This window comes from Synechococcus sp. L2F (assembly GCF_024345695.1).
In the GTDB taxonomy this organism is placed as follows: Bacteria; Cyanobacteriota; Cyanobacteriia; order PCC-6307; family Cyanobiaceae; genus MW101C3.
In genome coordinates this window covers 23,425-50,202 of record NZ_JAGQBP010000003.1, presented here as the reverse complement: position 1 = coordinate 50,202, position 26,778 = coordinate 23,425, and the positions used below count along the sequence as shown (strand labels likewise).

Sequence of the window (26,778 nt, the reverse complement as noted above, 5' to 3'; positions counted from 1 at the left end):
CCCACACAAGCTGGTGAAAGAGCACTGTGATCGGATGTCCATTCCCCGGTTGCTTGAGGGCGCCGGCCCGCCGGTGCCGAAACGGTGGCAACTGCGCCGCTGGCAACGGGCCCGCACCTGGGCCCGGCTGGTGCGCGAGGCCGAAGCGCTCTGGCATGTGGATGTGCGCGACCTGCGGCGCCTCGGCGCCCTGGAGCTCGACCAGCTGCTGCATGAAGTTCCTCCTTCGCTGCGCCCGCGTGTGAACCGCTGGCTGGGGGGCTACCGGGCCCGCACCCGCCTGAACTGAGCCGGGCCAGGAGCAGGGTGTCAGCACAGGATCGGCAGGGCCCTGGCAGAACTGCGGCGGATGATGACCAAGCCCTAACCGTCGCTTAATCCTCCCCCCGTGCCGCTCTGCGCAGAGTGAGGCGCTCGGTTCCCTTCTCCATGCCCTGGCGATCCACCCTCCCTTGCCGCCCCGCGCAGCACTCCGGGACCAGCGGCGGGAGAGGCGCACGCAGCGGCATGGCGCTCTGCCTGCTTGCCGCCCTGGTGGGAGGCTCCGTGACCCTCCCTTCCGCTGAAGCCTCCGCTCCCTCACCTCCCAAGGGCGGAACGATCCGGATCAGCGGCTCCAGCACGGTCTTCCCGATCACCGGCGGCGTGATCCGCGCCTTCCGTGGCACGAGCGCCGGCGCCAATGTGCGCTTTGAGCTGCTGGAAACGGGCACCAGTGCAGGCTTCCGCGATTTCTGCTCCGGCAAGGTGCAGATCAGCAACGCGTCCCGGCCGATCAACAGCGAAGAGCTGAAGACGTGCACCGCCCGGGGGGTCAACTTCATCGAACTGCCAATCGCCTTCGACGCGCTCACCGTGGCGGTGAACCCGCGCAACACCTGGGCGAAGGCCATCAGCACCACGGAGTTGTCGCGGTTGTGGCGCCGCAGCGCCGAAGGCAAGATCATGCGCTGGAACCAGGTGAATGCCGCCTGGCCAGCCACACCGATCCGCCTCTGTGGACCCGGCAAGGATTCGGGCACCTTCGACTACTTCAACAAGGCGATCAACGGCAACGCCAGCGATTCTCGCCGTGATTACACAAGCAGCGAAGATGATGCCGTGGTGGTGAACTGCATCGCCAAGGATCCCCAAGCCCTCGGCTACCTCGGCTTCGGCTGGTATGCCTCCAACACCAACAAGCTCCGGGCCCTGGCCGTGAATGGCCGCAAGGGACTGGTGAGCCCTTCGGTGGTGAATGTACAGAACGAGCGCTACAGCCCGCTGTCACGGCCGTTGTTCATTTACATCAACGACAGCATGTTGCGCGGGCAGGATGATGTGCGGCGCTTCGTGAAGTTCTACCTGCAGAAAGGCCCGCAATACGTGAAGCAGGCCCGCTTCGTGCCATTGCCGGATGCCACCTACCGGCTGGTGGAAACCAAGCTCTACCGCAATGTGCTCGGCACCTCCTTCGGTGGAGACCTGCCGGTGGGGCTCACGATCGGCCAGGCCCTGGCGCGCAGCTTCAGCCAGCTGCGCCAACCGGTGGCCCGCTGAGGTCGGGGGCGCTGGCGCCGGAACGCCGGCGGCCAGCGTGCTGCCCCAGGCCCCGGGGCATGGCCCAGCAGGCAGTTGCCAGCCGCCATCACCGCTGAAATGCCAACCCTTGCGCTGCTCCGATGATCGGTTTGCTCTGGGAACGCCGCGCACAGGTCGGCTGGTGTCTGCTGATTCAGGCCACCGTGCTCGCCACGGGGGTGGGGCTGGAGCAATGGCTGCAACCACCGGCCCCTTTCCCTGGCGGCACCACGACCGCTAGAACGCAGGGATGACCCGACTCGATCCAGGCCGGTTGCGTTCCAGACGCCTGGGCGAACGGCCGGGTCAGCTTCCCAGCCAGTTATTCATCCATGGCGGCAGGGCGCCGACGCGCCTGTCGGTGCTGTGTTTCCACCCCTCGGGCCTGGAAGAACGGGACGGGCTGCAACTCGACGAGCTGAACGTGCTGCTGGAGCGCGGCCTGCCCCTGTGGGTGCGGGTGCAGGGCATGGGCAACCAGGCCCTGATCCGCTCGGTGCTCGACCGGCTCGGCGTGCCGGAGCACTTTCAAACGCCATTGCTGGATCTGCCCCAACGACCACGGGTCGACTCCTCCGGCGACATGGTGCTGGCCGTGCTGCACCGCCTCAGCTTTGCCGACACGCCCGACCGCCTGATCGGCGAGCAGATCGGGCTGCTGTTGCTGCCCACACTGCTGATCAGCATCGAGGAGGTGCCCAAGCCCAGCTCCTTTCCAGAACTCACGCACTGGCTGTCGTGCCTGGATCCCGCTCCAGCCAAGGAAGATCTCGACGACATCCTCCACTTCCTGATCGACGAGTTACTGGATTCCTTGTTTCCGCTGTTGGAGCAACTCTCGGAGTTGCTGGAGCAATTGGAGGAAGCGGCATTGATGCGGCCCAAACCCACACTGCTCAACCGCGCTTACACCGCCCGGAACACCCTGCGTGACATCCGGGGTCAGGTGTGGCCCCTGCGCCACCAGATCATGGTGCTGCTGCGTCAGAACCAGCGCCTGCTCGGACCCGATGCCCTGCATGGCTTCCAGGACATGGAACAACGGGTGGGGCTGATCTTTGAAGCGTGTGAATTAGTGCGGCGCCAATGCGACTCCGTGACGGAGGCCTACATGGCCAGCATCAGCAACCGCATGAACCAGGTGATGAAAACTCTCACCATCGTTTCCACCATCTTTGCTCCGCTCACCTTCATCGCTGGGATCTACGGCATGAACTTTGTCAACATGCCGGAACTCCAGTGGCGTTTTGGCTACGCTGCAGTTGTGATGTTCATGCTGCTGGTGGCTGCCTTGCAGAGCTACTGGCTGTGGCGCCGCGGCTGGTTCCAGGACTGGACAACCGGCCGGCGTTGACAAGCAAGCTCCCGCCCCGTGATGAACAGCGTGAGGACCACCGTGATGAAGAGCGTGATGGGTGACGTGATGGATGCCGAGATCAACACCATGAAGAACAACAGGACGGACAGACCCACGACCGACGACGAGTCCGGCAGCTCGCCGGATGAACGTGACAACACCGCCGACGCAGACGGTGCTGCTGTCGAAGTGCAGCCGCTAAGCAGCAGTGGCGCCCATGCCGCCCTGCTGATCCAGCGCCAGACCCGCCGGCTGGGCAAGCTGCAACCGGACGTGCTCGCCGACCACGATCCCGAACCCCTGCATCAGCTGCGGGTGAGCCTCCGGCGCCTGCGCACGGTGCTGCAGCAGTTCGCCCCGGCGCTGGTGCTGCCCGACACGATCAGCGATCGGCGCATTGCCAAGGTGGCGCGCCATACCGGCCTCACCCGCGACCTCGACGTGCTGCAGCAGCGGCTGCACGGCAGCTTGATGCCCCTTTTGCCAGCGGCGGAGCAGAAAGCCCTGCGGCCGGTGCTGAAGCGGTTGAAGCGGGAGCGCCGGCAGGCCTTCGAGGGGCTGGAGGAGGCGCTGCGCAGTGGCCCCTACCTGAAGCTGCTGGCACGCCTGCACCATTGGCAGGCCCAGCCGCGCTTCACCCCGCTGGGGGAGCAGCCGCTGCGCAGCTGGCTGCTCGAATGGCAGGCAGCGGCCTCCGCCAGCTTGTTTCTGCATGACGGCTGGTTCGCCACCGATCCCCACGATCCGGCCCTGCACGAGCTGCGCAAGCGCCTCAAGGCCCTGCGCTACACCCTCGAGCCTCTCGAAGAGCTGGTGGGGCCGTCTCTGAGCCGCTGGATCGCCCTGCTGCGTCAGGCCCAGGATCACCTGGGCGAACTGCACGACCTGCAGGTGCTCAGCGAGGGGCTGTTCGATCCGCAGCGGCCAGGCCAGCCGGAAATCAGCCTGCCCGGGCTGGAGGCGGAGATCTCGCGGGCACAGGCGCAACAATGGCGCGGTTGGCGGGAGCTGGCCGGCACGCTGCACGGCGCCGCCGCCCGCCAGGAGCTCCAGGCCATCCTGCTCGATGCCAGTCGCCTGCCTGCGACCTGAGGAGAGAGGTGGATGTTCGCTTAGCAAGCAAACCGGCGGCTGCGCCTGAAGCCGGTGGCAGCGGCCGCAGCTGGCGGTCGTGAGAGAGAAGCTGGCCGAATGGCCAAAAAAAAGCCGGCCTGATGGCCGGCGGTAGAAGAACGTTCGTGTTGCTGTTGGTGGGCCCTGAGGCTGGTTCAACGACAGAACGGAGGTGGACCGATCGGAGCGGCGGGATTTGAACCCACGACCCCCACTACCCCAAAGTGGTGCGCTACCAAGCTGCGCTACGCCCCGGCGAGATGGAAACTATCACAGCTCCGGTGGCAGCCAGCGCTCCCAGTGCTTGGTGCGTTTGAGCCGCCGCAGCACCCGGGCGTTGAGCTGTTCACGGCGGGCACCGGCATAGCCCCACAGCCGCAGCCGGCGCGCCGTGTGGCGCAGTTCCGCCAGGGAGAGGGAGGCAAGCCGCAGCTCCGGCACCCGCCGCCAGGCGCTGGCCCGCACGGGTATCGGGTCGCCAGCCGAGGCCCCAGGCAGGCCCAGCAGCGCTCCCCCGGCCATCCACTCCGGCACCAGAACGAACAGGACTGCCAGCAGTCCGTAGAGCTCCACGAGGCCGCGGGGGAGGGGGTGAAGCTTGCGCTTGCCCTGGGGCTCGCCTGGGGGATCGACCACGCTCAGATCACGCTGCCGTTGGCCCGGGGCACGCGCGGCTCCAGCCCGGGGGCGGGGGTGCTTCGCGATGGCGGCGCCTCCTTCCACAGCAGCGGCGCCTCCGGCGCCGGGTTGAGCTTGCCGTACCAGAACACCAGGGCAAACACCAGGCCCAGGGTGCAGAGCAGTGACACGATCACTGTGCGGTCGGAGAGGGAACCCATCGGTGTCAGGCCTGATCGGTGCGGAAGCAGGAGAAGCGCTGCGGCAGCCGCTCCACGGTGAGCTCATCGCCTCTGAGGATCAACCGCAGGTTGTCGTCGCCGTAGCGCACCCCCGGCAGCGGCGAGGTTTCCCGGAACAAGGTGGCGCGGGAACCGCCGCTGATCAGTGAGGCCTGAGCGTCATTGCGCTCCACCACGAGGCGTCCCTGGTCGCGGCAGAGAAAACTCTCGCGGATCTCGTAGTGCTCCCACCAAGGGGAGCTCATCGCCAGAACCGGCGGCATCAACGGAACCACAACGGTGGCGCTGAGGCCGGCCGCCAGGAGGCTGGCAGCGGATCTGGCAGCGGGTCCGGTCGTCATCGGGAAGAACCAGTGTGGAAGCGAAGGGTCGAGGAGGGCCGCCGAACCGCTCGGGCCAGCCCAGAGGCTGGGTCAGAGGCGGATCGGCTCGTTGGAGCTGCGCAGCACGCAGTGCTGCACCGACCAGTCGTACTGCGCCCAGACCTCGGGCGCCAGCAGGAAGTTGCCGCCGGCAAAGGCGGTGAGCCGCACACCGCTGGGGCGGGCGGAGCAGTAAGGGCGGCTGCCGGGGCGGGCCAGGTACTGCTGGTGGTGGGTTTCGGCGAAATAGAAGGGCTTGTGGATCAGGATCTCGGTGGTGATCGCCGGGAAGCCGGCGGCGCTGAGTTGCTCCTGGTAGTGGCGGCGGCTGGCCTCGGCCAGCGTCAGCTGCTCGGGCGTGGTGCAGAGAATCGCCGAGCGGTACTGACTGCCGGTGTCATTGCCCTGGGCCAGGCCCTGGGTGGGGTCGTGGCATTCCCAGAAGAGCTTGAGCAGATCGGCGAAATCGACCCGCCGGGTGTCCCACACCACCCGCACCACCTCGGTGTGGGCGGTGCGGCCGGAGCACACCTCCTCGTAGGTGGGGTTGGGGGTGTGGCCGGCGGCGTAGCCCACGGCCGTGGTGACCACGCCGGGCAGGCGCCAGAAGCCCTTTTCCGCGCCCCAGAAACAGCCGCAGCCGAAGCTGGCTTCCTGTTCATGGGCCTGCAGCGGTGCCTGCAGCGGTGTGCCCAGCACCACGTGGCGTTCAGCGGTGGGGATCGGCGTGGTCCGACCGGGTAGGGCCTCCGTGGCGGAAACGATCCGCTGCTTTGGGCTGCTGGTGCCGGTCGTGAAGAGTCCGAACAACGGGTCGTTGGAAGCTGAACGGAGCCTAGGCAGGGGTTTCCGTGTCCGCCGCCGGCAGCAGGGCGATGTGGTTCAGCAGCGTGGTGGTGAACGCAAACAGCAGGAAGGGCAGCGACAGCACCAGGATCACGCCCACACCCACCAGGGCGAAGATCGGCTTGCTGGAGCCCATCAAGGCGAGGCCTGCCGCCAGGCTCACGAAAATCACCAGCATCCACACCAGCACCTGCCCGTAGATATCGCCGAAGGTGAGGGTGCAGCGCAGGTTGTAGCCCTTGAGGGGATCCATGACGACGAGGGAACGGTTGGCGGCCGGGAGATCCCGGCCCCCAGCTAAGCCGCCCCGGGGCAGGTTGTCTGCTCCGTTCAACAACTCGTTTTGGTTCAGCCAGCTGCAGCTGAGCGGCTCGGTTCAGGCCAACTGGAGCTGAACCTCCGCCTGCTGCCGCTCCCAGAGGCGGCGGTAGGTGCCGGGCAGGGCCAGCAGATCCTCGTGCTGGCCCTGCTGCACCAGCCGCCCGTCCTCCAGCACCAGCACGCGGTCGCAGGCGGCGGCGGCCGAGAGCTGGTGACTGATCATCACGATCGTGCGGCCGTGCTGGGCGCGGATCGACTGCAGGATCGCCGCCGCCGTGTTGTTGTCCACGCTGGCGAGGGCGTCATCAAGCACGAGCAGGGGGCAATCCACCAGCAGCGCCCGGCCCAGCGCCGCGCGTTGGCGCTGGCCACCGCTCAAGGTGATGCCACGCTCCCCCACCAGCGTGCCGTAGCCATCGGGGAAGCCACGGATGTCGCCTTCCAGCCGCGCCTCGCGGGCCGCTTCCTCCACCTGCTCGAAGCTGGCGTCGGGGTCGCCGTAGCGGAGGTTGTCGGCCAGGGTGGCGGTGAACAGATAGCCCTCCTGGGGCACCAGGGCCACCTGGGCGCGCAGGTCGGCCAGCGACAGAGCCGTGACATCGACGCCATCGATGAACAGCTGCCCGGACGGCACCTCCGCCATGCGGCCTAAGGCCCGGGCCAGGGTGGTTTTGCCGCAGCCCACCGGACCCACCACCGCCACCAGTTCGCCGGGGGCGATGCGGAAGCTCACGTCGCTCAAGGCCTCGCGGTGGGCGTCGTCGTAGCGGACCGTGAGACCACGCGCCTCGACAGCCCCATGGCGCTCACGGGCGGGAGGCACCGGATCGGCCGGGGATTCCACCCGTGGCCGGCGGCCGAGCAGTTCCTCCACCCGCTCCAGGCTCACCTGGCCGGTCTGGAAGGTGTTGAGGGTGAAGCCGAGCAGGGCGGTGGGGAACACCAGCCGCTCCACGAACAGGATCAGGGCCACCAGGTTGCCGATGCTGAGGCGGCCGCTTTCCAGCTGGCCGCTGCCGATCGCCAGCAGCAGCAGCAGGCTGATCGAGGAGATGCCTTCCAACAGCGGGAACAGGGTGCTGCGGGTGCGGGAGAGGGCCAGGGCCGAGTCGCGGTAGCGGCCGTTGCGTTCGCCGAAGGCCGTCTGCTCGTGCACCTCCTGGCCGTAGATCTTGATGGCGCTGATGCCGGAAAGGTCTTCCTGGATCAGGTCGCTGAGGCTGGCCAGGCACTCCTGCTGGCGCCGCTGCTGCCGCATCATGCGGCCGCCGAACAGACGCACCACCATCAGCATCAAGGGGTACAGACCCACCGCCGCCAGGGTGAGCAGCGGGTCGATCATCAGCATCGCCGGCAGGGTGAGCGCGTAGGCGAGGGCCGTGTTGGTGAGGCTGAGCACGGCGAAACCGAGCAGGCGTCGCACGTTCTCCACATCGCTGGTGGAGCGGCTGATCACCTCGCCGCTGCCGGTGGTCTGCACCCAGCCGGGCTCCTGGCGCAGCATGTGGTCGAACACCCGCTGGCGCAGGCTGGCCTCCACCTGGCGCCCCACGCCGAACACCAGCAGGCGTGAAACGAGGCGCGCCACCCCCATCAACGAGGCCAGCAGCACGATCCAGCCGGCCTGCCTCAGCACGTAGGACACAGCGAAACCGTCCTGCAGGTCGTCGATGATCCCGCGCACCATCAGCGGGATGGCCACGCTCAGCAGGTTCACCACCACCAGGGCCAGCACACCGCCGAGCAGCACCCGCCGGTGGGGGCGCAGGTAGCGCCAGATCAGACCCAGGCGGATGGCGGCCATGGCGGGGGGTGGAATGGCTCCAACCTACGGATCGCGCCGGCCAGGCGAGAGTGGCAGGCCTTCGAGCCGGGCCGCGCGGAGATCAGCACCCCGCCCCGCCCGCACCGCCGCACACAGCGCCTCATCCTGCCCCGAACACACCCCTACCCATGCCGTCACCCGAGAGCCAGTCGCATCCTTTGTATGGCACCGATCGCCAGGTGGTGGACGGCCTGCTGGCCAGCGACCAACCCGGCGACGGCCAGCTGGTGGATCTGGCCCGCCTGCTGAACCGCTACGACGGCTTTCCCGGCGCCGAGGATCTGCGCGCCGATCTCACCAAGACCCTGGCCCACTGGGGCCTCAACCGCGAGGAGCTGCACCGCCGCACGCGGGCGTTGTGGGAAGGCGGCTACCGGCCCGGCCCGGTTGCGGCCGCCGAGGGCCAGGCGGTGGGCAGCGGCTTCGACACCGCCGCGCAGGACACGCCCTGAACGACGGGAATCGGTCTCAGTGTGCTCCGATGATCAGCGGATTCGCGTTTCTCAGGTGATAGTGGGAGCGTCCCCATCACCTGGCCCGGCGTGTCCTGCACCCGGGCTTTTTTCTGGCCGGGCGCCCTTTCCCCGCAACAAGGCCACCACGTCTCAGGCTCGATGCGTTCCACCCTTTCCTGGCCCCAGCTGCTCGAAACCCTGCTGCAGGGCCAGCCGCTGGCCGATGCCGATGCCACCGCCCTGATGGAGGGCTGGATCGCCGCGGCGATCGAACCGGAACTCACCGGTGCGCTGCTGGCGGCCCTGCGCAGCAAGGGGGTCAGCGGCGGGGAACTGGCGGCCATGGCCGCGGTGCTGCGCGAGGCGGCACCCCTGCCCTGCCCCCGCCCCGATCTTCCCCTGGTGGATACCTGCGGCACCGGCGGGGATGGGGCCGACAGCTTCAACATCTCCACGGCGGTCGCCTTCGTGGCGGCGGCCTGCGGTGCCACCGTGGCCAAGCACGGCAACCGCAGCGCCAGCGGCAAGGTGGGCTCCGCCGATGTGCTGGAGGCGCTGGGGCTCAACCTCAAGGCGTCGGCCGCCACCGTGGTGGGGGCACTGCCGCAGAGCGGTGTCACCTTTCTGTTCGCGCCCGGCTGGCATCCGGCCCTGGTGGGGCTGGCACCGATCCGCCGCCGTCTGGGCGTGCGCACGGTGTTCAACCTGCTCGGCCCGCTGGTGAATCCGCTGCGGCCGGAAGCCCAGGTGCTGGGCGTGGCCCGCGCCGACCTGCTCGATCCGATGGCCGATGCCCTCTGCCGCCTCGGCCTGGAGCGGGCGGTGGTGGTGCACGGCCATGGCGGTCTCGATGAGGCCTCGCTGTCCGGTCCGAGCGAGCTGCGCCTGGTGGAGCAGGGGCAGATCCGCTCGCTCCGCCTCGATCCCACCGCCCTGGGGCTGGCCGAAGCGCCGATCGAGGCGCTGGCCGGCGGCGATGTGGCAACCAACCAGCGCATCCTGGCGGCGGTGTTGCAGGGGGAGGGCAGCAGCGCCCAGCGCGACGTGGTGGCGCTGAACACGGCGCTGGTGCTCTGGGCCGCTGCCAGGGCCGAGAGCGTGGAGGACGGCCTGGCGCAGGCGCTGGCGGCGCTGGCGGGCCCGGCCCCGTGGCAGCGGCTCGAGGACCTGCGTGCAGTCCTGGCGCAGGAGGATGATCAGACCAGCGCTACCCCTGCCCCTTGACCGCCCCCTCCGCCGCCCTGCTCGTGCTCGCCGATGGCACCGTGCTGCGGGGCACGGCCTTCGGTGCGGTGGGCACCACCATCGGTGAGGTGGTGTTCAACACCGGCATGACCGGCTATCAGGAGGTGATCACCGACCCCAGCTACGCGGGCCAGCTGGTCACCTTCACCTACCCGGAGCTCGGCAACACCGGCGTGAACGCCGACGACCGTGAGGCCGATACCCCGCAGGTGCGCGGCGTGATCGCCCGCCAGCTGGCGCCGGTGGCCAGCAGCTGGCGCTCTGAAGGCCTGCTGGCCGACTGGCTGGCGGAACACGGTGTGGTGGGCATCGCCGGCGTGGACACCCGCGCGCTGGTGCGCCACCTGCGGGAGCGGGGTGCCATGAACGGCGCGATCAGCAGCGATGGCACCGCCGCCGCCGCCCTGCTGGAGCAGGTGCGCCGGAGCCCCTCGATGGAAGGCCTGAACCTGGCGGAAACCGTCAGCACCCCCACCAGCTACGTGTGGCAGCAGCTCTGCGGCGCCGGCTTCGATCAGCGCCAGCAGGTGGCGCCGGCTGAGCCCTACCGGGTGGTAGCGATCGACTTCGGCATCAAGCGGGCGATCCTGGAGCGGCTCAGCGCCCACGGCTGCACGGTCACGGTGCTTCCGGCGGGCGCCAACCTTGACGAGGTGCTGGCCCAGGAGCCGGAGGGGGTGTTCCTCTCCAACGGGCCCGGAGATCCGGCCGCCGTGCAGAGCGGCATCCGGCTGGCGGCGGGGCTGATCGAGCAACCCAGCCTGCCGGTGTTCGGCATCTGTCTGGGCCACCAGATCCTCGGCCTGGCCCTCGGGGGCAGCACCTACAAGCTCGGCTACGGCCACCGCGGCCTCAACCATCCCTGCGGCGGCCATGGGGTGGTGGAAATCACCAGCCAGAACCACGGCTTCGCCCTGGCGGCCGCCTCGCTGGATGCGGCACAGGTGGAGATCACCCATACCAACCTCAACGACAACACGGTGGCGGCCCTGCGCCATCGCCACCGGCCCGTGTTCGGCGTGCAGTACCACCCGGAAGCCAGTCCTGGCCCCCACGACGCCGACCACCACTTCGGCCGCTTCGTGGCCCTGATGGCTGAACGCCGCGCCTGATCGACCGGCGGGTGTTCCGGTTTTGTGTGCGAGCGGTCTGGGCCTTGCCATCGCTCATTACACTTCGGTCGCTCGTTTCGCATCGAGGGCTGGGGCGATTCCAGAACTGCATCGACTGACCGTTTCCTTACGGGGCGGCTGTGAGCGTCGCGAAAACTGCCTGCTGTGCAGTTTCACTGGCCAGCTCGACGCCTATTCCGACAAGCAGTTCAAGGAGTTCATCACCGAACAGATGGGCAGCAACAAGCTGCCGCTGCTGCTGGATCTCACCCACATCGATTTCATCGATTCCTCCGGCCTCGGCGTGCTGGTGCAGCTGGCGAAGCAGTGCACCGAAGCCAACATCCAGTTCGTGGTGGTGGGCAACGCCCGCGTCATCCAGACCGTGAAACTGGTGCGCCTGGAAAGCTTCCTGCACCTGCAGCCCGATCTGGAAACGGCACTGGGTGCCCTTGCCACCGCCTGATTCCGAGGCCGTCCGCTGGCTGATGCGCCTGCAACCGGCGGAAGCCGAGGCGCTGGGGCCCCTCCAGCTCGCCTGGCTGGGCGATGCGGTGTGGGAACTGCATCAACGTCTGCGCCACTGCCGCAGCCCCGGCCGCAGCGATGTGCTGCACCGGGCCGTGGTGGAGGAAGTGCGTGCCGATGCCCAGGCGCGGGCGCTGGAGCGGCTCGAGCCGCTGCTGGAGCCGGAAGAGCGGGAATGGGTGCGGCGTGGCCGCAACAAAGCCGGCCGTGGTCCTCGCCGGGGAGATCCGGGACGCTACGGACAGGCCACAGGGTTTGAGACAATGGTGGGCTGGCTCTTTTTACGGAATCCCGGACGGCTCGCCCAGCTGCTGGATCATCTGGAACAGACCGACCCCTGACCCCTTGCCTCCGTACCCATGAACCAACGTTTCGAGCGCCGCCGGCCCAATGGCGCAGGCGGGGGCAGCGATCGGCCCGGCACCGGGCCGCGCGGCGCACGGCCGGCCCGTCCGGGCGAAGGGCGGCCTGAGCGCCGCGGTCCGGCGCCGGAGCGTGGCGGTCGCGAAGCCCCCGACCGGGGCGGTGAGGAATGGCGCAAGCAGCGCCGCGAGCGCGTCCAGCGCCCCGCCGGCGAAGGCCGCCCGGCCCGGGTGATCAGCTCACGTCCCGCCGGTCGCCGGCCGGAAGCTGGAGCGGCACCGGCCGAGGGCGGCGGCGCCCGCTTCGGTGGCGGTGGTGCACGGTTCGGCGGCGGCAGTGGTGCCGGCGGCGGTGCGCGCTTCGGTGGCGCTGGTGGCGGCGCCCGCTTTGGTGGTGGTGCCCGCTTCGGCCCCCGTCGTGGCACGGAAGATCGCGCCGGGGGTGAGCGGCGCTTTGGCGAGCGGCCCGGTGGGGAGCGGCCTGCAGGTGATCGGCCCTCCGTGGACCGCCCAGCCGGCGATCGCCCCTCCAGCGACCGCCCTGGCGGCGATCGGCCCTCGGGCGCCCGCCCGTTCAGTGAGCGCCGCTTCGGCGATCGCAGGCCGGAAGGTCGTCCCTCCTTTGGTGGCCGTCCCTCTTTCGGCGGCCGTCCTTCCTTCGGCGGCCGCCCCACGGGCCGGCCGCCCTTCCGCAAGCCCCCCTTCTCCGCCCCCCGGCCTGATGGCCCCGGCGCTTCCGGCGGGTTGTTCGTCGACCGTGGTGCCAGCGAGCCGCCAGCAACGGGCGAATCGGAACGCTTCGGCGCCGAACCGGCCGATGATCTGATCTGGGGACGCCATCCCGCCCAGGCCGCCCTGGAGAGCGACCGGCCGATTCACCGCATCTGGTGCACCCCTGAGCTGCGCTTCGCTCCCCGCTTCCTGCAGCTGCTGCGCGAAGCCAAGGCCGGTGGGGTGCTGGTGGAGGAGGTCACCTGGGCCCGCCTCGGCCAGCTCACCGGTGGAGCGGTGCACCAGGGGATCGTGCTGCAGGTCGCTGCCGCCGAGACCCTCGATCTCGGCACCTTGATCGACGGTTGCCGCGGCATCGGCGAACCGCCCCTGCTGATGGCGGTGGACGGACTCACCGATCCCCACAACCTCGGCGCGATCGTGCGCAGCGCCGAAGCCCTTGGCGCCCATGGCCTGGTGCTGCCTCAGCGCCGCAATGCGGGCCTCACCGGCTCGGTGGCCAAGGTGGCCGCCGGCGCCCTGGAGCACCTGCCCGTGGCCCGGGTGGTGAACCTGAACCGCTCGCTGGAACAGCTCAAGGAGGAGGGCTACCGGGTGGTGGGCCTGGCTGAAGAAGGCACGGTAAGCCTCACGGAAGCCGATCTCGACGGCCCGCTGGTGGTGGTCACCGGCTCGGAGAGCCAGGGGCTTTCGATGCTCACCCGCAAGCACTGCGACCAGCTCATCCGCATTCCGCTGCGGGGCGCCACGCCCAGCCTGAACGCCTCGGTGGCCACGGCCCTGCTGCTCTATGAGGTAGCCCGCCGCGGCTGGATGCAGGCGATCACCGGCAATGCCCCGGCTCCACGCATCGTGCGTCCGCAGCTGCCGAGCAAGGCGGCAGCCAGCACCAGCGCAGCCGCGCCAGCGGCAGCCAACGTAGGTGCAGAGGCCGCAGCGGCGGTTGACCATTCGGCAGCCGTTGCTGACGACCCGGACGCTGTGTTTTCGGCCGATGAGGAGCGGCTGGCCCTTGAAGAGGAGCAGCCTGTTGCTGGGCTGCTGGCCGTTGCGGAGGAGCTCCTCGTCGCTGCTGAGGAGCTGCTCGCCGTTGAGGGGGGGGGCCTTGTGGTTGAAGAGCTGTTGGTTGATGCGGACGTTCTCGTCGTTGAAGAGCAGCGCGCCGTTGCCGAGCAGCTCGCGGATGGGGACTTCACAGCCGATGCAGAGGCGCTCGCCGATCGGGAACGTTCCGCGAGCGGGGAGAGGCTCCTGGATGAGGAGCTGGAGGAGGAGGCAGCGGCTGCTGAGGAGTTCCACACCGGCGTCGAACCGGAACCGGTGGGGCAAGCAGAAGCAACGGAGTCCGCCGCTCCCCCGTCGCCTGAGAGCACCAGCGAGGCGGCCGCTGGCACGGCACCCCCGGCAGCTCCCTCAGCGCCTCTGGAACTCACCCTGGAGCTCTCGCCGGCCAGCCCCACGGGCTTTCAGGGGGACATCCAGCTCTGAGTCCGACGGTGCACACCATTCGGGAAAAACGGCTATGGACGGCCCCATGCGAGGGCACAATGGGTCGGTACGAAAAGCCTGAATGGACGCCCTGATCCGGCCTTTGCGCAGCCTGGCGAACGGTCTGGGGATGGCATGGTGGGCGCGGGTGGAAACCCACGATCCCAACGTCATCTATTGGTTCGGCCCGTTCATGCGGCGCCAGGAGCTGGAAGTGGAGCTGGAGCACTTTCTCGCCGATCTTCAGGCAGAGGCGCCCGGCGGGCTGAGCCATGAAATCCTCCGCACCCACCGGGGCGAACCCCTCACCGACGTCCAGGAGCCCGGCTGATAGCGTCCCACCAGCAACGATGGGCTTGGGATGGGGATCGCCGAATGGCGTGAGCGGCTGCAGAGCGGAGATGTGTCTGCCCGTGAGCTCACCGATCACCACCTGGCCCGCATCGACGCGGTGGATCCCACCGTGCATGCCTACCTGGAGGTGACGGCGGATCGGGCCCGCGCCGATGCCGATCGCATCGACGCCGCCCGTGCCGCCGGTGAGACGCTGCCGCCGCTGGCCGGCATCCCCCTGGCGATCAAGGACAACCTCTGCACCAAGGGCATCGCCACCACCTGCTCCAGCCGCATGCTGGAGCACTTCGTGCCGCCCTACGAATCCACCGTCACCGAGCGGCTGTGGCAGGCCGGCGCGGTGTTGCTGGGCAAAACGAACCTCGACGAGTTCGCCATGGGCAGCTCGACCGAAACCTCCGCCTTCGGCCCGAGCCGCAACCCCTGGGACCCCGAACGGGTGCCGGGCGGCAGCTCCGGCGGCAGCGCTGCGGCTGTGGCCGCCGGTGAAGCGATGGCGGCCCTCGGCTCCGACACCGGCGGCTCGATCCGCCAGCCCGCCGCCTTCTGCGGCGTGGTGGGGCTCAAGCCCACCTACGGCCGGGTGAGCCGCTGGGGGCTGGTGGCCTTCGCCAGCTCGCTCGACCAGGTGGGTCCGTTCAGCACCAGCGTGGCCGATGCCGCCGAGCTGCTGCAGGTGATCGCCGGCGCCGACCCCCGCGATGGCACCTGCCTGCAGGCCCCCGTGCCGGATTACCGGGCCGCGCTGCGGCAACCCATCGCCGGTCTGCGCGTGGGTCTCGTACGCGAATGCTTTGAACAGGAGGGGCTGGATCCCCAGGTGAAGGCGTCGGTGCTGGCGGCCGCCGCCCAGCTGGAGGCCCTCGGCTGCGAGCTGGTGGAGGTGAGCTGCCCCCGCTTCAACGACGGCATCGCCACCTATTACGTGATCGCCCCGTCGGAGGCGTCGGCGAACCTGGCCCGCTACGACGGTGTGAAGTACGGCTTCCGTTCCGAGCAGGCCGGCAGCCTGGCGGAGATGACCGCCCGCAGCCGCGCCGAGGGCTTCGGCGACGAGGTGCAGCGCCGCATCCTGATCGGCACCTACGCCCTCTCCGCCGGCTACGTGGATGCCTTTTACAAGAAGGCCCAGCAGGTGCGCACCCTGATCCGCCGCGACTTCGACGCCGCCTTCGGCCAGGTGGACGTGCTGCTCACCCCCACCTCACCCACCACCGCCTTCCGCTTCGGCGCCCACGCCGACGACCCGTTGGCGATGTACCTGGCCGACCTGCTCACGATTCCGGCCAACATGGCGGGCCTGCCGGCGATCTCCTTGCCCTGCGGCTTCAACGCCGACGGCCTGCCGATCGGTCTGCAGCTGATCACCGGCGTGCTGGAGGAGCCGCGCCTGCTGCAGGTGGCTCACCACTACGAACAGGCGGCGCGGGTGATGGACAGCCGTCCTGAGGCGGCCCTGGTGGCCTGAGCCGGCGATGCCTGAAAAGGGAACTGAACGCCAGATCTAGTGGTGTGCCCGTAGGGTAAGCACACCCCGTAGTGGTTCAGCCACCGCACGCCCTTGGCTTTCGTTCCGCTCCACAACCACAGCGACTACAGCCTGCTGGACGGGGCCAGCCAGTTGCCGCAGATGGTGGAGCGCGCGGTGGAGCTGGGCATGCCGGCCCTCGCCCTCACCGACCACGGCGTGATGTATGGCGCGATCGAACTGCTGAAGCTGTGCCGCAAGGCCGGCATCAAGCCGATCATCGGCAATGAGATGTATGTGATCAACGGCTCGATCGAGGATCCGCAGCCGAAGAAAGAACGCCGCTACCACCTGGTGGTGCTCGCCAAGAACGACACCGGCTACCGCAACCTGGTGAAGCTCACCAGCATCAGCCACCTGCGCGGCATGCGTGGCCGGGGCATCTTTGCGCGCGCCTGCATCGACAAACAATTGCTGCAGCAGTACAGCGAAGGCCTGATTGTGGCCACCGCCTGCCTCGGCGGTGAGATCCCCCAGGCGATTCTGCGCGGCCGCCCGGATGTGGCGCGGGATGTGGCCCGTTGGTATCAGGAGCTGTTCGGGGAGGATTTCTACCTGGAAATCCAGGATCACGGCTCCCCGGAAGACCGGATCGTGAATGTGGAGATCGTGCGCATCGCCGCCGAACTCGGCATCGAGCTGATCGCCACCAACGACGCCCACTACCTCACCAGCGGTGACGTGGAAGCGCACGACGCCCTGCTCTGCGTGCTCACCGGCAAGCTGGTCACCGACGAAAAGCGCCTGCGGTACACCGGCACCGAATACATCAAGAGCGAGGCGGAAATGGGCCGCCTGTTCGCCGATCATCTCGATGCCGCCGTGGTGGCCCGCGCCATCGCCAACACCGCCGTGGTGGCCGAGAAGGTGGAGGCCTACGACATCCTCGGCCGCCAACAGATGCCGTGCTTCCCGATCCCCGATGGCCACACGGCAGTGAGCTATCTGCGCGAGGTGAGTGAGCAGGGGCTGCGTCAGCGGCTGGGGCTCTCGGCCGCCGAGCCGTTCACGGCGCTCTATGGCGAGCGGCTGGCTTTCGAGCTGCAGGTGATGGAGCAGATGGGCTTCCCCACCTACTTCCTGGTGGTGTGGGATTACATCCGCTACGCCCGTGAGCAGGGCATCCCGGTGGGTCCGGGCCGGGGCTCGGCGGCCGGCTCGCTGGTGGCCTATGCGCTTGGCATCACGGCGCTCGATCCGGTGGAACACGGCTTGCTGTTCGAGCGCTTCCTCAACCCCGAGCGCAAGTCGATGCCGGACATCGACACCGACTTCTGCATCGAGCGGCGCGGCGAGGTGATCGAGTACGTCACCCGGCGCTATGGCGACGACAAGGTGGCACAGATCATCACCTTCAACCGCATGACCTCCAAGGCGGTGCTGAAGGATGTGGCGCGCGTGCTCGACATCCCCTACGGCGACGCCGACCGGCTGGCCAAGTTGATTCCGGTGGTGAGGGGCAAACCGGCCAAGCTCGCCGAGATGATCGGGCCGGAGTCACCGGCGCCGGAGTTCCGCGAAAAGTATGAAAACGACGCCAATGTGCGCCGCTGGGTGGACATGGCCCGCCGCATCGAAGGCACCAACAAAACCTTCGGTGTGCATGCCGCCGGTGTGGTGATCGCCGCCGAACCGCTTGATTCGCTGGTGCCGCTGCAGCGCAACAACGACGGCCAGGTGATCACCCAGTACTTCATGGAAGACGTGGAGGCGATGGGGCTGCTGAAGATGGACTTCCTCGGCCTCAAGAACCTCACCATGATCGAAAAGACGGTGGATCTGGTGGAGCGGGGCAGCGGTGAACGCATCGACCCCGATGCCCTGCCGGCCAATGACCCCGGCACCTATGAGCTGCTGGCCCGCGGTGATCTGGAAGGCATCTTTCAGCTGGAATCGAGCGGCATGCGTCAGATCGTGCGCGATCTCAAACCCTCTTCCCTGGAAGACATCTCCTCGATCCTGGCGCTCTACCGCCCCGGCCCGCTGGATGCCGGCCTGATCCCCAAATTCATCAACCGCAAGCACGGCCGCGAAGCGATCGACTTCGCCTGCCCGGCCCTGGAGCCGATCCTGAAGGAAACCTACGGGATCATGGTGTATCAGGAGCAGATCATGCGCATCGCGCAGGATCTGGCCGGCTATTCGCTGGGGGAAGCGGATCTGCTGCGGCGCGCCATGGGCAAGAAGAAGGTGTCGGAGATGCAGAAGCACAGCAGCCAGTTCGTGGAGGGGGCCACGGCCCGCGGCGTGAACAGTGCGGTGGCGGAAAAGCTGTTCGAGCAGATGGTGCTGTTCGCTGAATACTGCTTCAACAAGAGCCATTCCACCGCCTACGGGGCGGTGACGTATCAAACCGCCTATCTCAAAGCGCATTACCCGGTGGCCTACATGGCCGCCCTGCTCACCGTCAACGCCAGCAGCACCGACAAGGTGCAGCGTTACATCGCCAACTGCCAATCGATGGGCATCGAGGTGATGCCGCCCGATGTGAATGCCTCGGGCATCGACTTCACCCCCACCGGCGATCGCATCCTGTTCGGGCTCTCGGCGGTGCGCAATCTCGGCGATGGCGCCATCCGTCAGCTGCTGGAGGCCCGCCAGGCGGATGGGCCCTTTGCCTCGCTCGCGGATCTCTGCGATCGCATCCCCACCAACCTGATGAACAGGCGGGCACTCGAATCGCTGATCCACTGCGGCGCCCTCGATGCGCTGGAGCCCAACGCCAACCGCGCTCAGCTGATGGCTGATCTCGATCTGGTGCTGGATTGGGCAGGCTCACGCGCCCGCGACCGCGCCAGCGGCCAGGGCAACCTGTTCGATCTGTTCGCCGCCCCACCCGCCGATGGCGGCGGCAAAGCAGGCGGCGGCGCTGGGGGCGCTGATCACAGCATGGCGCCGAAAGCTGCCCCTGTGGCCGACTATCCGCCGAAGGAAAAGTTGCGGCTGGAGAAGGAACTGGTGGGCTTCTATCTCTCCGATCACCCGCTGCGGCAGCTCGCGCAGCCGATCCGGCTGCTCTCACCGATCGGCCTGGCCACGCTCGAGGAGCAGGCCGACAAGGCGCGCGTGAGTGTGGTGGCGATGGTGCCGGAGATCCGCAATGTCACCACCCGCAAAGGTGATCGCATGGCGGTGCTGCAGATCGAAGACCTCACCGGCACCGCCGAAGCGGTGGTGTTTCCCAAAACCTTCGCCCGGCTCTGCGATCACCTGATGGTGGATGCACGGCTGCTGATCTGGGCGTCGGTGGATCGCCGCGACGACCGGGTGCAGCTGATCGTGGACGATTGCCGCGCCATCGATGATCTGCAGCTGCTGCTGGTGGAACTGGAGGCCGAGCAGGCCGCCGACATCGCCGTGCAGCATCAGCTGCGCGAGTGCCTGGTGCGGCACCGACCGGAGCAAGATGAAGCGGGGGTGCGGGTGCCGGTGGTGGCACTGGTGAAGCTGCACGACCAGACCCGCTACGTGCGCTTCGGCCACCAGTTCTGCGTACGCGATGGCGTGGCCGCCGTGGACACCCTCCACGCCGCCGCCTTCACCGCCCGGCTGCACTCACCCCTGCAGCTGGCCTGAGGCCTGGCTGATGCCGATGGGCCCCTCTGGATTGCTCAGATGGAGCAGTGGCGCGGGCGCCATCAGAGCCCGTATCTGCGCAGCGTTTCCTGCCGGCAGGTGCGTTCAGCCGCCTTGAGATTGCTGTTGAAATCAAACTGCCTGAGAAAACATTGGCAGGTGGATTGCGTCAAGCCTTCCGGCACGTTCTGACCCGAACGCCGCACTTCATCGCTCACGGCAAGCTGGCAGAAGTGCATGGCCAGATTGCGAGCATTGAGGCTCTGCGCCCTAACTGCCGCCGGCAGCGCCGGCACCACGACAGGCAAAGCCAATGCCAAGGCCAGCTGAAGCCTGAAGGGTGCAAGCAGACGGGTCATGGGGCCAGAAGCAATGGGATCCGCCTTGCAACAAGGGATCGGGGTGCGATCAGACTCTCGTCCGTTGAAGCAGCCGCAGCACAAGAATGACAACAGCCACAACGAGAAACAGATGAATCAACCCACCCAGGGTGAACGAACTGACAAGACCCAGCAGCCACAACACAAGCAGCACGACGGCCACGGTTTCCAGCATGGGAGGTTCTCCTGAACAACTCAATTGTCGTTAACGTCGATAAAAGCTGGCAAAAACGAGCGAAAGGGAGGCATGTTCCTTGAATCCGTGCGCCTGGTCAGGCGACATGGAAGGACGCCTTGATCGGGCGGGCGGAAGAATAGACCCGGTGCTTCAACGCGCCACGCGAGAACCACTGTTCCATGCAAAAGCCTCAGTGGAAGTGTTTCGCAGTGGCAGTGTTTCGCAGTGGCAGTGCTTCAAGGGAAACCCCGCACAACCATCAGGCGGAGCGGAGCACACCCTGCTTCAATCCTGCCGGGAGGCCACAGGGTGAATGCTGCCCATCAACCTGGGAGCATCAGGACGGTGAGCGCTTGGTCCTGGTCAGTTGATCTTGTCGGCGGCCTTGGAGGTGGCATCGCTCACCTTGTTAGCGGTCGACTTCACGCTCTGTTTGAGGTCGGAGCCGGCCTGCATCGCTGCAGCCTGCACCTGTTTGGCCTGCCCTTTGAGCTTTTCGCCGGTGTCACCGGTGAGTTCGCCGTGGGCAGCTTCAAGCCGGCCTTCCGCTTGCTTGGCGGAGGCGGAGAGATCTTTGGACATGATTCTGGCGGCAAAGGGGGTGGTGGTCACGAAGCTGGTCGAGGCCATTGCAGGGGGCTGAAACACGCAAGAGGCGATCATCACGACCACGGCGAGAATCAGGGAAATCGGGAACCTCCGATCCATTCGTTTCATTGGCTAGGTCTGCATGGGCACCCCCAACAGCTAGCCAGCGCTCCCCCAAGCGGCCACGAACGCACCATGAACGGGCCAGCATGGATTCATTCCAGGGCAGATCTGCAGCACTTTCAGGAGCACTGCTGAAGTGGCGGTGAGTCAGCCGGGCGCGTTGCTGCCCTGGCGCATCGCCCGGATGGAGGCACGCACGCGGCTGATGTTCACACCGATCTGCTCGAAGCCCAGCAGGCTGCCGGCCGCTTCTTCCCAGCTGGCCGAGAGCACGCCATAGCTGAGCCCCAGCACACCCAGCAGGAACAGGCCACCGGAAACCGCGAGGGTGAGCACCGGGGGGACGTCGTAGATGTTGCGGCTCACCAGCAGGTAGCTGACCACGAACGCGGACATGCCCAGCACGGAGGGAACCCCCGTGGCCAGGGCGATGCGGCGTGCCATGCGGTTGGCCACAGCAGGCGGAATCACTTTCGCCCCACTGGCCTTGGCGGCAGCGTCGCCGCCAGATTTGCCCGCTCCCGCCGTGGCAGAGGGGGCAAGACCGGAGGCCTTCGGGCGGGGCTTGCGCTTGGCCGCCATGGATCCGCTCAGCCCCGGATGCCGAGCTTGGCGATCAGCTGGGCGTAGCGGTCTTCGCTCTGGGCGCGGAGATAGCCGAGCAGGCGCTTGCGGCGCCCGATCATCTTCAGCAGACCCTGGCGGGAGGAGAAATCGTGCTTGTTCTGTTGCAGGTGACCGGTGAGCTGGGAGACACGCTCGCTCAGCATCGCCACCTGCACCTCGACGGAACCGGTATCGGTGCCGTGGGTTTGGTGGCTGTTGATCAGTTCCTGTTTCTTGGTGGTGTCGAGCGGCATGCCGGCGTCGGGCCCTGACGGTGCAAACAGACAACTTACCGCCCCGTGGGCGCCCCCTGGGCCGGAGGGAGTCAGGCGGCCTGCTGGGCCAGCCAGCGCAGGCTTTCGCGCAGCCAGGCGTCGGGGCCTTCGGCCGGCTCCAGGCCGCCGCGTCCCACGGCGTGCAGGGCCCGGTTGATCTCCAGCGGCGCGTAGCCGAGCGCCTCCAGCGTGATCTGCACCTCGTCGCGGGTGGCGGCCAGGGGGGTGGTGCCGCCGTCAACGCCGGCGTCATCGAGGCCGAAGGCCCCGCCAGCCAGCGCGGCCGCCCCGCCGTCGGTCTCGGCCAGCTTGCCGCGCAGCTCCACCGCCAGGCGCTCGGCGGTGCGCTTGCCCACGCCCGGCGCCTGGCAGAGCTTGCGCAGATCGGCCTGAACGATCGCGCGCACCAGTTCCTCGGGCGGATGGGCGCCCAGCAGGGCCAGCGCCAGCTGGGGGCCCACGCCGCTGACCGCCACCAGCAAGCGGAACAGGTCCCGCTCCTGCCGCCCGCCGAAACCGAACAGGGTCCAGCCGTCTTCGCGGATCGACTGATGGATATGCAGGGTGAGCACGGCGCCTTCACCCGGCAGCCGTTCCCAGTGGCGGCGGGTGAGCTGCACCTCGTAGCCCACCCCCTGGCAGCAGAGCAGCAGGCCGCAGCGGTGTCCCTGCTGCCACCGTTCCGCCACAGCGCCCTGCAGCCAGCCGATCATGGGCACATCTTGAGGCGCCCCCATGCTGCCCGGTTCCCTTCTCACCGCCAGTGGGCGGTCTGCGCTGCCAACGCTGGGCGCCTGCCTGATCGCCCTGGCGCTCGGGCTGCTGCTGGCGCTCAGCGGCTGCCAGGGGGTGGGCCAGCCGTCGCAGCAGGTGCTGCTCGATGCCCTGGAGCTGCAGATCGCCCTCACCCAGCGCTCGATCGCGTCGGCGCTCGCGCTCGATCCCCCCGGAGCGCCCCAGGTGAGCCGGGTGCGCGTCAGCCATCAGGAGAAGGTCCCCATCGGCGATCGCCAGGGGCTTCACCTCAGCGGCCAGTTCGACTGGCGGCTCGCCAACGATCCCTACCGAGTGGACAGCCCCTTCGAGCTGTACCTGCTGCGCGGTGAGAAGGGGCAGAGCTGGCGCCTGGCGCGGCCCAGCGCAGAGGGCGACCGTCCCGGCTGGGTGACCGATCCGTTGCCGCTGAAGGGGTAAGCGCGCTGAGCATGGCGAGGTGCTGACTGGCCGGGCGGTGAGGGCGGTGATCGGGTGCGCGTGGCAACGCTCCCGCTACCTGGCGGACCTGTGAGACGTGCACCTCGCCATCGCCTGGGAACCGCTGATTATGGAGTTCGAAGGCTCGGGAGTTTCCAGGCAGGGCAGTTTGTGGTCTCCTGCATCCTCAGCACGATGTGATGGAGATTGCCGGGCCGCATAGGGAGCCTCCACCCCAAGTGGCAATGAGCATCTCTGGACAATCGCCCAGGCAATCGCGTGGAAAGACGAGGTCATATCTAGAAGTTTGCAGACCAACAAGGCCACTTGAAGACCATTGGGTCACAATTCCAGGTTGTCAGAGGGAGGAGTGAAGTCTCACAAGTTGCATCGCATTGAACAGGGTTATACGGACCCGGCTAAGTCGACAAGGGCCTGCAGGGGAATCAGAAAGACCAGTCCAAGACTGGAGTCTGGTCAAGTTGCGTCAGGGGCTTCCCCGCTTATGCTGCAAAAGAGGCCTGAAGGGCGTTTTATGCGGATCCGCCCATTCGGCGTTGTGCGGACGCTATCTTGATGGCCTAAGGCTGAGATGCTTAACCAAGTGGGACGGAAAGAACGGCGGCCAAAGCCCTGCCGCCTATGCCATGCCGAGAAGAATCTCGTTGAAGCTCATATCATTCCAAGACATTTTTACCATTCAATTCGAAATAGTGGCATTGGATTTGGTGCCGGCGAACTCGTGCCTAGAATCTATGCTGCTGGAAGCAACCGGAAGCCAAAACAGTGCCAGAGCGGGATATTTGATTCAAATATGTTATGCGCCGACTGTGATCAGAAGGTGATTGGACCTTGGGATAAGTATGCTCAAGAACTTTTCCTTCGCAGCTTTCCTAAGCAGCTCGCAACCTCTATGCGGATCCCAGCATTCTACTGTGTCGACAGTTTCGACTATTCACGACTGAAGCTATTCTTCTTGTCGGTTCTATGGCGCTCCGCAGTAACTGAGCAAGAGTTCTTTGATCAGGTTGACATCCAGGGTAGCGAGGAGAAGATTCGGAGGATGCTACTAGAAGGCAATCCTGGAGCATCCGAAGAATTTCCAGTGATGGCCGTAAGATACGAGGGGCCGTTTAGTGAAGTTATGATATCGCCGTTGCGCGCCGATATAGATGAGGCAAGAATCTACCATTTTCGAGTCCCCAGATATGGCTGGTTTCATCAAACAAATGATGCACCGATAGGCAGAGAGATTGAGTTCTTTCGAGTAAGACCGAACAAGCCGTTATTGATAAAGAGCACGCGCTATGATTCGACGCCGGGCTTGAAGAACCTTCTGAGACTTCAGCGTGACGGAAAGATACCTGAGTAGAGCTCACAGCTACCGCACAACAAGCCCCTTGAGTGGCCAGGCCCCCATGATCCATCGGCTGTGCACCGCTCACTCCTCGCCTGCCACTCAGGAGCAGCGTTAGCTTCTTCTATGAGAACTCAAACACACATCGTTGATTCCAGGGCCGTCAAGGCCGTCATGGCGCATTTGCCGCATCACTGGGTGGTGCGAGAACTCACCGAACGCGACTATGGCATCGATCTGATAGTGGAAATCTTTGCGCCGGGCTTGAAAGATGCGAAGGGCAAAGATGCTTTTGCCGCGACTGGATCTGTGTTTCATATTCAGATCAAGGGTACCGAAGAGGCCCTTAAGCCGGTCCGAGCGGGAACAATCAACTACTGCATCGACAAGAACTCGCTCTCATATGTGGAAAAATTCAGTATCCCGTTCTTCCTGTTCCGTGTGAGCGTCGCAGAACCGCAGAAGATTTATTTCCTTTGGATTCAGCGTTACATCAAGGATGTCATGGACCGAGAGACGCCGATGTGGCGTGAGGACAAGCAAAAATCGATAATAGTTCGCATTCCTCCAGAAAATAAGCTATCAGACGGAATAGATAAACTTGAAGGAATTGCATTTCGCCCGAAGTACTTGGAGGAGCTTGCGGAGTTCTCCGAGATTTACGGGGATATTGGAAACACAATTGGAGCTATTCGCGCTGGCATGCACGACGTCAACGAGGATGTGATATCAAATCTCAAGAATCGTGCAAATCGTGCCCGAAGGCTCGATGTGCTCCTTACGCGCAATGAATGCTGCATCAATAGGCAGAGCGTTGATGCATTGATCCAGTACATCATTGGCCTTGATACGCCGGAAGGACGCGGTACTCAACCTCCAGAGGAGCATAATTTCGAGATGCTCGCACAAAGCATGACCGGGATGAATATGGTTGAGAATTCTGTTTTGGAAAATGATGCTCTTTCGGCCTACTAATGAGCGCGAACTAACATCAAGATACAGAAGACGGGAGCAGAGGTGCCTTTCTCTGCCAAGGTTGCCACCCGCTTCTGATCTTGGGCGTTAGGCCGAATCTAGATCAGTTATAATCAGTGCAAGCTTTGCGAAAGATTGTTCCAGCAGAAAATCTCCCTGTTTTCCCTGTATCTGGCCAGTGGACGCTATTAGAGGCGCAATCAATGATTGCAGTATCCGGAGTGTTATTATTAGTATAGTAGATAGTTCTCCTAAACCTGTTGCTACGGTTTATATAGACCGCCTCGATGCATCCCATCCATGCTGTTGTTCCTGCATCATTGCCATAAGTTGAGCAGTCGCGGGCGATCGCTTTGCCCGTAACGAGAAAAATCAATGGCAAGACCCCAGCGAAAAGCATTAGCGGTAACGGCTTCCTCATGCTTAACCTTGATGATGCAACGTGGGAACTTGTGGGAACTTAAAAGAGGGCTATTAAAACCATAAATATGGCCCAACCACCATTGCAATGAACCTGTGGCAAAACGTAACATTGAGGAATGCCTCGTCGCATGCTAGCCCGAGAATAGTGTGTAGCATTCTTAGAAGGTATTCTCTGCTTTCATGTCATCTCAGAGCCACCTACAGGACCCAAAAAGCTTCTTTGATTACTGGAAACTGCGTTTAGCCTTTATCATGGGCTTGTCTCCCATGGACCATGAGCATGAGATTAATATTCTATGTTGGTCTGCGCTAGAGGCTCTTTCCCTGAGCTGGGCGAATACAAGCGGCTACAGTCAGTGCGGTCAGTTCTGCAAACAGAAACGGCGCGTCTTTGATACGTTTCTTGCAGCTCATGGTGGCTCAGTCTTTTCTCTCGTTAGCCTTCCGGACTTGTGGGCTAGGTGCGAAAGCATTCTCAAAGAACCCCATGCGAGTGAAAAGCAGAAAGGTTATCAGCCATCATTGGAACAATGCAGCTTTCTACGGTCCTATTATTGGAAATCTCCATCAGTACCTGAGGAGCGCCAAACTCGACAGATTTCAATGGATCGGACTTTGAGCCAGATCTGCGATGATCTCATAAGCCACTTCGCAAGTCGACCAACTGAAGCGCTTTGCACTTGGATCAGCCGTTCTAGATATGGATCAGTAGCATACAAGATACTGCGATGTCCATATATACATGAAGGCCGCCGTGGTCTTCACACGCATGGCTTTGCTCTGCATCTAAGCGAGACACAGCCATCATACCTAAGTCATGTTTACTCGCTGAACCTGCGGCTGGGATTCGGGCCAGCATTTATTGTGAATCTAGTAAGTGTCTGCATAAGCTCATTTGAGGCAGAGATAGGCTCTCAAGCAGATTGTAGTTCTTGAATTCTCTATGATTAAAGCTGTCCTTAAATCGGTCTAACATCCAGATGCAGAAGACGGGAGCAAGGAATAATGTCTGTGCCGAGGTTGACTTCCGCTTTTGATCTGGAGCGCTAGGCTCC

General features: G+C 65.5%; 28 protein-coding genes and 1 tRNA gene. 16 read left to right on the top strand and 13 right to left on the bottom strand.

The annotated features are described in order from the left end of the window. Positions 1-34 precede the first annotated feature (34 nt). The 4 genes from KBZ19_RS09395 (at position 35) to KBZ19_RS09380 (ending at position 4,009) form a co-directional block, all read left to right on the top strand. On the top strand, positions 35-289 hold the full coding sequence (locus KBZ19_RS09395; protein ID WP_094512991.1) for a hypothetical protein: 255 nt from the start codon (positions 35-37) through the stop codon (positions 287-289). Between the two features lie 218 nt (positions 290-507). Beyond that, positions 508-1,539, top strand: a complete 1,032-nt coding sequence (locus KBZ19_RS09390) for a PstS family phosphate ABC transporter substrate-binding protein (RefSeq protein WP_255100756.1) — start codon at positions 508-510, stop codon at positions 1,537-1,539. A 271-nt stretch (positions 1,540-1,810) separates the two neighbouring features. Continuing rightward, positions 1,811-2,914 carry a magnesium/cobalt transporter CorA gene (gene corA, locus KBZ19_RS09385; RefSeq protein WP_255100755.1) on the top strand — a complete coding sequence of 368 codons (1,104 nt, stop codon included), beginning with the start codon at positions 1,811-1,813 and terminating at the stop codon, positions 2,912-2,914. Positions 2,915-2,935: 21 nt separating this feature from the next. Next, positions 2,936-4,009 (top strand): CHAD domain-containing protein, encoded by a 1,074-nt coding sequence (locus KBZ19_RS09380; RefSeq protein ID WP_255100754.1) that lies wholly within the window; start codon positions 2,936-2,938, stop codon positions 4,007-4,009. A gap of 202 nt (positions 4,010-4,211) precedes the next feature. On the opposite strand, the gene KBZ19_RS09375 is transcribed toward KBZ19_RS09380, so the two are convergent. The 7 genes from KBZ19_RS09375 to KBZ19_RS09345 all read right to left on the bottom strand — a co-directional run bounded on the left by KBZ19_RS09375 (position 4,212) and on the right by KBZ19_RS09345 (position 8,223). Continuing rightward, positions 4,212-4,285, bottom strand: a tRNA-Pro gene (locus KBZ19_RS09375). Between the two features lie 15 nt (positions 4,286-4,300). Further along, positions 4,301-4,666: a hypothetical protein gene (locus KBZ19_RS09370; RefSeq protein ID WP_255100753.1), complete on the bottom strand. Its 366-nt coding sequence runs from the start codon at positions 4,664-4,666 to the stop codon at positions 4,301-4,303. A gap of 2 nt (positions 4,667-4,668) precedes the next feature. Further along, complete coding sequence (locus KBZ19_RS09365; RefSeq protein WP_094512999.1) at positions 4,669-4,869, bottom strand: hypothetical protein; 201 nt, start codon at positions 4,867-4,869, stop codon at positions 4,669-4,671. Positions 4,870-4,874: 5 nt separating this feature from the next. Next, on the bottom strand, positions 4,875-5,231 hold the full coding sequence (locus KBZ19_RS09360; RefSeq protein WP_233133014.1) for an MliC family protein: 357 nt from the start codon (positions 5,229-5,231) through the stop codon (positions 4,875-4,877). 72 nt (positions 5,232-5,303) lie between these two features. Continuing rightward, entirely contained in the window at positions 5,304-6,062 is a 759-nt protein-coding gene (gene msrA, locus KBZ19_RS09355; RefSeq protein ID WP_261346436.1) for a peptide-methionine (S)-S-oxide reductase MsrA, read from the bottom strand. Between the two features lie 25 nt (positions 6,063-6,087). Beyond that, entirely contained in the window at positions 6,088-6,351 is a 264-nt protein-coding gene (locus KBZ19_RS09350) for a hypothetical protein (protein WP_094513001.1), read from the bottom strand. A 123-nt stretch (positions 6,352-6,474) separates the two neighbouring features. Beyond that, a complete protein-coding gene (locus KBZ19_RS09345; RefSeq protein WP_255100752.1) occupies positions 6,475-8,223 on the bottom strand; it encodes an ABC transporter ATP-binding protein in 1,749 nt (582 codons plus the stop codon). Between the two features lie 149 nt (positions 8,224-8,372). Here KBZ19_RS09345 and KBZ19_RS09340 point away from each other — a divergent pair, with 149 nt between their 5' ends. From KBZ19_RS09340 to KBZ19_RS09300, 9 genes are all read left to right on the top strand, one after another. Then, on the top strand, positions 8,373-8,696 hold the full coding sequence (locus tag KBZ19_RS09340) for a DUF3288 family protein (protein WP_094513003.1): 324 nt from the start codon (positions 8,373-8,375) through the stop codon (positions 8,694-8,696). Positions 8,697-8,858: 162 nt separating this feature from the next. Next, positions 8,859-9,923 (top strand): anthranilate phosphoribosyltransferase, encoded by a 1,065-nt coding sequence (gene trpD, locus KBZ19_RS09335; protein ID WP_255100751.1) that lies wholly within the window; start codon positions 8,859-8,861, stop codon positions 9,921-9,923. Continuing rightward, positions 9,920-11,056: a glutamine-hydrolyzing carbamoyl-phosphate synthase small subunit gene (gene carA / locus KBZ19_RS09330; protein ID WP_255100750.1), complete on the top strand. Its 1,137-nt coding sequence runs from the start codon at positions 9,920-9,922 to the stop codon at positions 11,054-11,056. Before trpD ends, carA begins: the two co-directional genes overlap by 4 nt. Positions 11,057-11,171: 115 nt before the next feature. Beyond that, entirely contained in the window at positions 11,172-11,522 is a 351-nt protein-coding gene (locus KBZ19_RS09325) for an STAS domain-containing protein (protein WP_094513062.1), read from the top strand. 22 nt (positions 11,523-11,544) lie between these two features. After that, positions 11,545-11,925, top strand: a complete 381-nt coding sequence (locus tag KBZ19_RS09320) for a ribonuclease III domain-containing protein (protein WP_255100749.1) — start codon at positions 11,545-11,547, stop codon at positions 11,923-11,925. Positions 11,926-11,943: 18 nt separating this feature from the next. Continuing rightward, the gene (gene rlmB, locus KBZ19_RS09315; protein WP_255100748.1) at positions 11,944-14,166 is read left to right on the top strand and encodes a 23S rRNA (guanosine(2251)-2'-O)-methyltransferase RlmB; all 2,223 of its coding nucleotides are present in this window, start codon (positions 11,944-11,946) and stop codon (positions 14,164-14,166) included. Between the two features lie 82 nt (positions 14,167-14,248). Then, a complete protein-coding gene (locus KBZ19_RS09310; protein WP_094513405.1) occupies positions 14,249-14,497 on the top strand; it encodes a DUF1816 domain-containing protein in 249 nt (82 codons plus the stop codon). Positions 14,498-14,527: 30 nt separating this feature from the next. Then, positions 14,528-15,988, top strand: a complete 1,461-nt coding sequence (gatA, locus tag KBZ19_RS09305; RefSeq protein WP_255100747.1) for an Asp-tRNA(Asn)/Glu-tRNA(Gln) amidotransferase subunit GatA — start codon at positions 14,528-14,530, stop codon at positions 15,986-15,988. A gap of 93 nt (positions 15,989-16,081) precedes the next feature. Next, entirely contained in the window at positions 16,082-19,624 is a 3,543-nt protein-coding gene (locus KBZ19_RS09300) for a DNA polymerase III subunit alpha (protein WP_255100746.1), read from the top strand. 62 nt (positions 19,625-19,686) lie between these two features. On the opposite strand, the gene KBZ19_RS09295 is transcribed toward KBZ19_RS09300, so the two are convergent. From KBZ19_RS09295 to ruvA, 6 genes are all read right to left on the bottom strand, one after another. Beyond that, a complete protein-coding gene (locus KBZ19_RS09295; protein ID WP_255100745.1) occupies positions 19,687-19,983 on the bottom strand; it encodes a hypothetical protein in 297 nt (98 codons plus the stop codon). A gap of 49 nt (positions 19,984-20,032) precedes the next feature. Continuing rightward, positions 20,033-20,179: a lmo0937 family membrane protein gene (locus tag KBZ19_RS09290; protein WP_144037023.1), complete on the bottom strand. Its 147-nt coding sequence runs from the start codon at positions 20,177-20,179 to the stop codon at positions 20,033-20,035. Positions 20,180-20,545: 366 nt separating this feature from the next. Next, on the bottom strand, positions 20,546-20,794 hold the full coding sequence (locus KBZ19_RS09285) for a CsbD family protein (RefSeq protein WP_255100744.1): 249 nt from the start codon (positions 20,792-20,794) through the stop codon (positions 20,546-20,548). 246 nt (positions 20,795-21,040) lie between these two features. Next, entirely contained in the window at positions 21,041-21,475 is a 435-nt protein-coding gene (locus tag KBZ19_RS09280) for a PAM68 family protein (protein ID WP_255100743.1), read from the bottom strand. An 8-nt stretch (positions 21,476-21,483) separates the two neighbouring features. Further along, a complete protein-coding gene (rpsO, locus tag KBZ19_RS09275; RefSeq protein ID WP_094513390.1) occupies positions 21,484-21,753 on the bottom strand; it encodes a 30S ribosomal protein S15 in 270 nt (89 codons plus the stop codon). A 71-nt stretch (positions 21,754-21,824) separates the two neighbouring features. Then, positions 21,825-22,487 carry a Holliday junction branch migration protein RuvA gene (gene ruvA / locus KBZ19_RS09270; RefSeq protein ID WP_255100966.1) on the bottom strand — a complete coding sequence of 221 codons (663 nt, stop codon included), beginning with the start codon at positions 22,485-22,487 and terminating at the stop codon, positions 21,825-21,827. Positions 22,488-22,509: 22 nt separating this feature from the next. Here ruvA and KBZ19_RS09265 point away from each other — a divergent pair, with 22 nt between their 5' ends. From KBZ19_RS09265 to KBZ19_RS09255, 3 genes are all read left to right on the top strand, one after another. Further along, entirely contained in the window at positions 22,510-22,968 is a 459-nt protein-coding gene (locus tag KBZ19_RS09265) for a hypothetical protein (protein ID WP_255100742.1), read from the top strand. Between the two features lie 592 nt (positions 22,969-23,560). After that, positions 23,561-24,340: a hypothetical protein gene (locus KBZ19_RS09260; RefSeq protein ID WP_255100741.1), complete on the top strand. Its 780-nt coding sequence runs from the start codon at positions 23,561-23,563 to the stop codon at positions 24,338-24,340. A 60-nt stretch (positions 24,341-24,400) separates the two neighbouring features. Continuing rightward, positions 24,401-25,300: a DUF4365 domain-containing protein gene (locus KBZ19_RS09255; RefSeq protein WP_255100740.1), complete on the top strand. Its 900-nt coding sequence runs from the start codon at positions 24,401-24,403 to the stop codon at positions 25,298-25,300. Positions 25,301-26,778: the final 1,478 nt, after the last annotated feature.

Bases quoted from the DNA above. Each gene is read 5' to 3' on its own strand.
- KBZ19_RS09395 (WP_094512991.1), top strand. From the start codon at position 35: ATGTCCATTCCCCGGTTGCTTGAGGGCGCCGGCCCGCCGGTGCCGAAA.
- KBZ19_RS09390 (WP_255100756.1), top strand. From the start codon at position 508: ATGGCGCTCTGCCTGCTTGCCGCCCTGGTGGGAGGCTCCGTGACCCTC.
- corA (WP_255100755.1), top strand. From the start codon at position 1,811: ATGACCCGACTCGATCCAGGCCGGTTGCGTTCCAGACGCCTGGGCGAA.
- KBZ19_RS09380 (WP_255100754.1), top strand. From the start codon at position 2,936: ATGAACAGCGTGAGGACCACCGTGATGAAGAGCGTGATGGGTGACGTG.
- KBZ19_RS09365 (WP_094512999.1), bottom strand. From the start codon at position 4,869: ATGGGTTCCCTCTCCGACCGCACAGTGATCGTGTCACTGCTCTGCACC.
- KBZ19_RS09360 (WP_233133014.1), bottom strand. From the start codon at position 5,231: ATGACGACCGGACCCGCTGCCAGATCCGCTGCCAGCCTCCTGGCGGCC.
- KBZ19_RS09350 (WP_094513001.1), bottom strand. From the start codon at position 6,351: ATGGATCCCCTCAAGGGCTACAACCTGCGCTGCACCCTCACCTTCGGC.
- KBZ19_RS09345 (WP_255100752.1), bottom strand. From the start codon at position 8,223: ATGGCCGCCATCCGCCTGGGTCTGATCTGGCGCTACCTGCGCCCCCAC.
- KBZ19_RS09340 (WP_094513003.1), top strand. From the start codon at position 8,373: ATGCCGTCACCCGAGAGCCAGTCGCATCCTTTGTATGGCACCGATCGC.
- trpD (WP_255100751.1), top strand. From the start codon at position 8,859: ATGCGTTCCACCCTTTCCTGGCCCCAGCTGCTCGAAACCCTGCTGCAG.
- KBZ19_RS09320 (WP_255100749.1), top strand. From the start codon at position 11,545: ATGCGCCTGCAACCGGCGGAAGCCGAGGCGCTGGGGCCCCTCCAGCTC.
- rlmB (WP_255100748.1), top strand. From the start codon at position 11,944: ATGAACCAACGTTTCGAGCGCCGCCGGCCCAATGGCGCAGGCGGGGGC.
- KBZ19_RS09310 (WP_094513405.1), top strand. From the start codon at position 14,249: ATGGACGCCCTGATCCGGCCTTTGCGCAGCCTGGCGAACGGTCTGGGG.
- gatA (WP_255100747.1), top strand. From the start codon at position 14,528: ATGGGGATCGCCGAATGGCGTGAGCGGCTGCAGAGCGGAGATGTGTCT.
- KBZ19_RS09295 (WP_255100745.1), bottom strand. From the start codon at position 19,983: ATGACCCGTCTGCTTGCACCCTTCAGGCTTCAGCTGGCCTTGGCATTG.
- KBZ19_RS09290 (WP_144037023.1), bottom strand. From the start codon at position 20,179: ATGCTGGAAACCGTGGCCGTCGTGCTGCTTGTGTTGTGGCTGCTGGGT.
- KBZ19_RS09280 (WP_255100743.1), bottom strand. From the start codon at position 21,475: ATGGCGGCCAAGCGCAAGCCCCGCCCGAAGGCCTCCGGTCTTGCCCCC.
- rpsO (WP_094513390.1), bottom strand. From the start codon at position 21,753: ATGCCGCTCGACACCACCAAGAAACAGGAACTGATCAACAGCCACCAA.
- ruvA (WP_255100966.1), bottom strand. From the start codon at position 22,487: ATGATCGGCTGGCTGCAGGGCGCTGTGGCGGAACGGTGGCAGCAGGGA.
- KBZ19_RS09265 (WP_255100742.1), top strand. From the start codon at position 22,510: ATGCTGCCCGGTTCCCTTCTCACCGCCAGTGGGCGGTCTGCGCTGCCA.
- KBZ19_RS09260 (WP_255100741.1), top strand. From the start codon at position 23,561: ATGCTTAACCAAGTGGGACGGAAAGAACGGCGGCCAAAGCCCTGCCGC.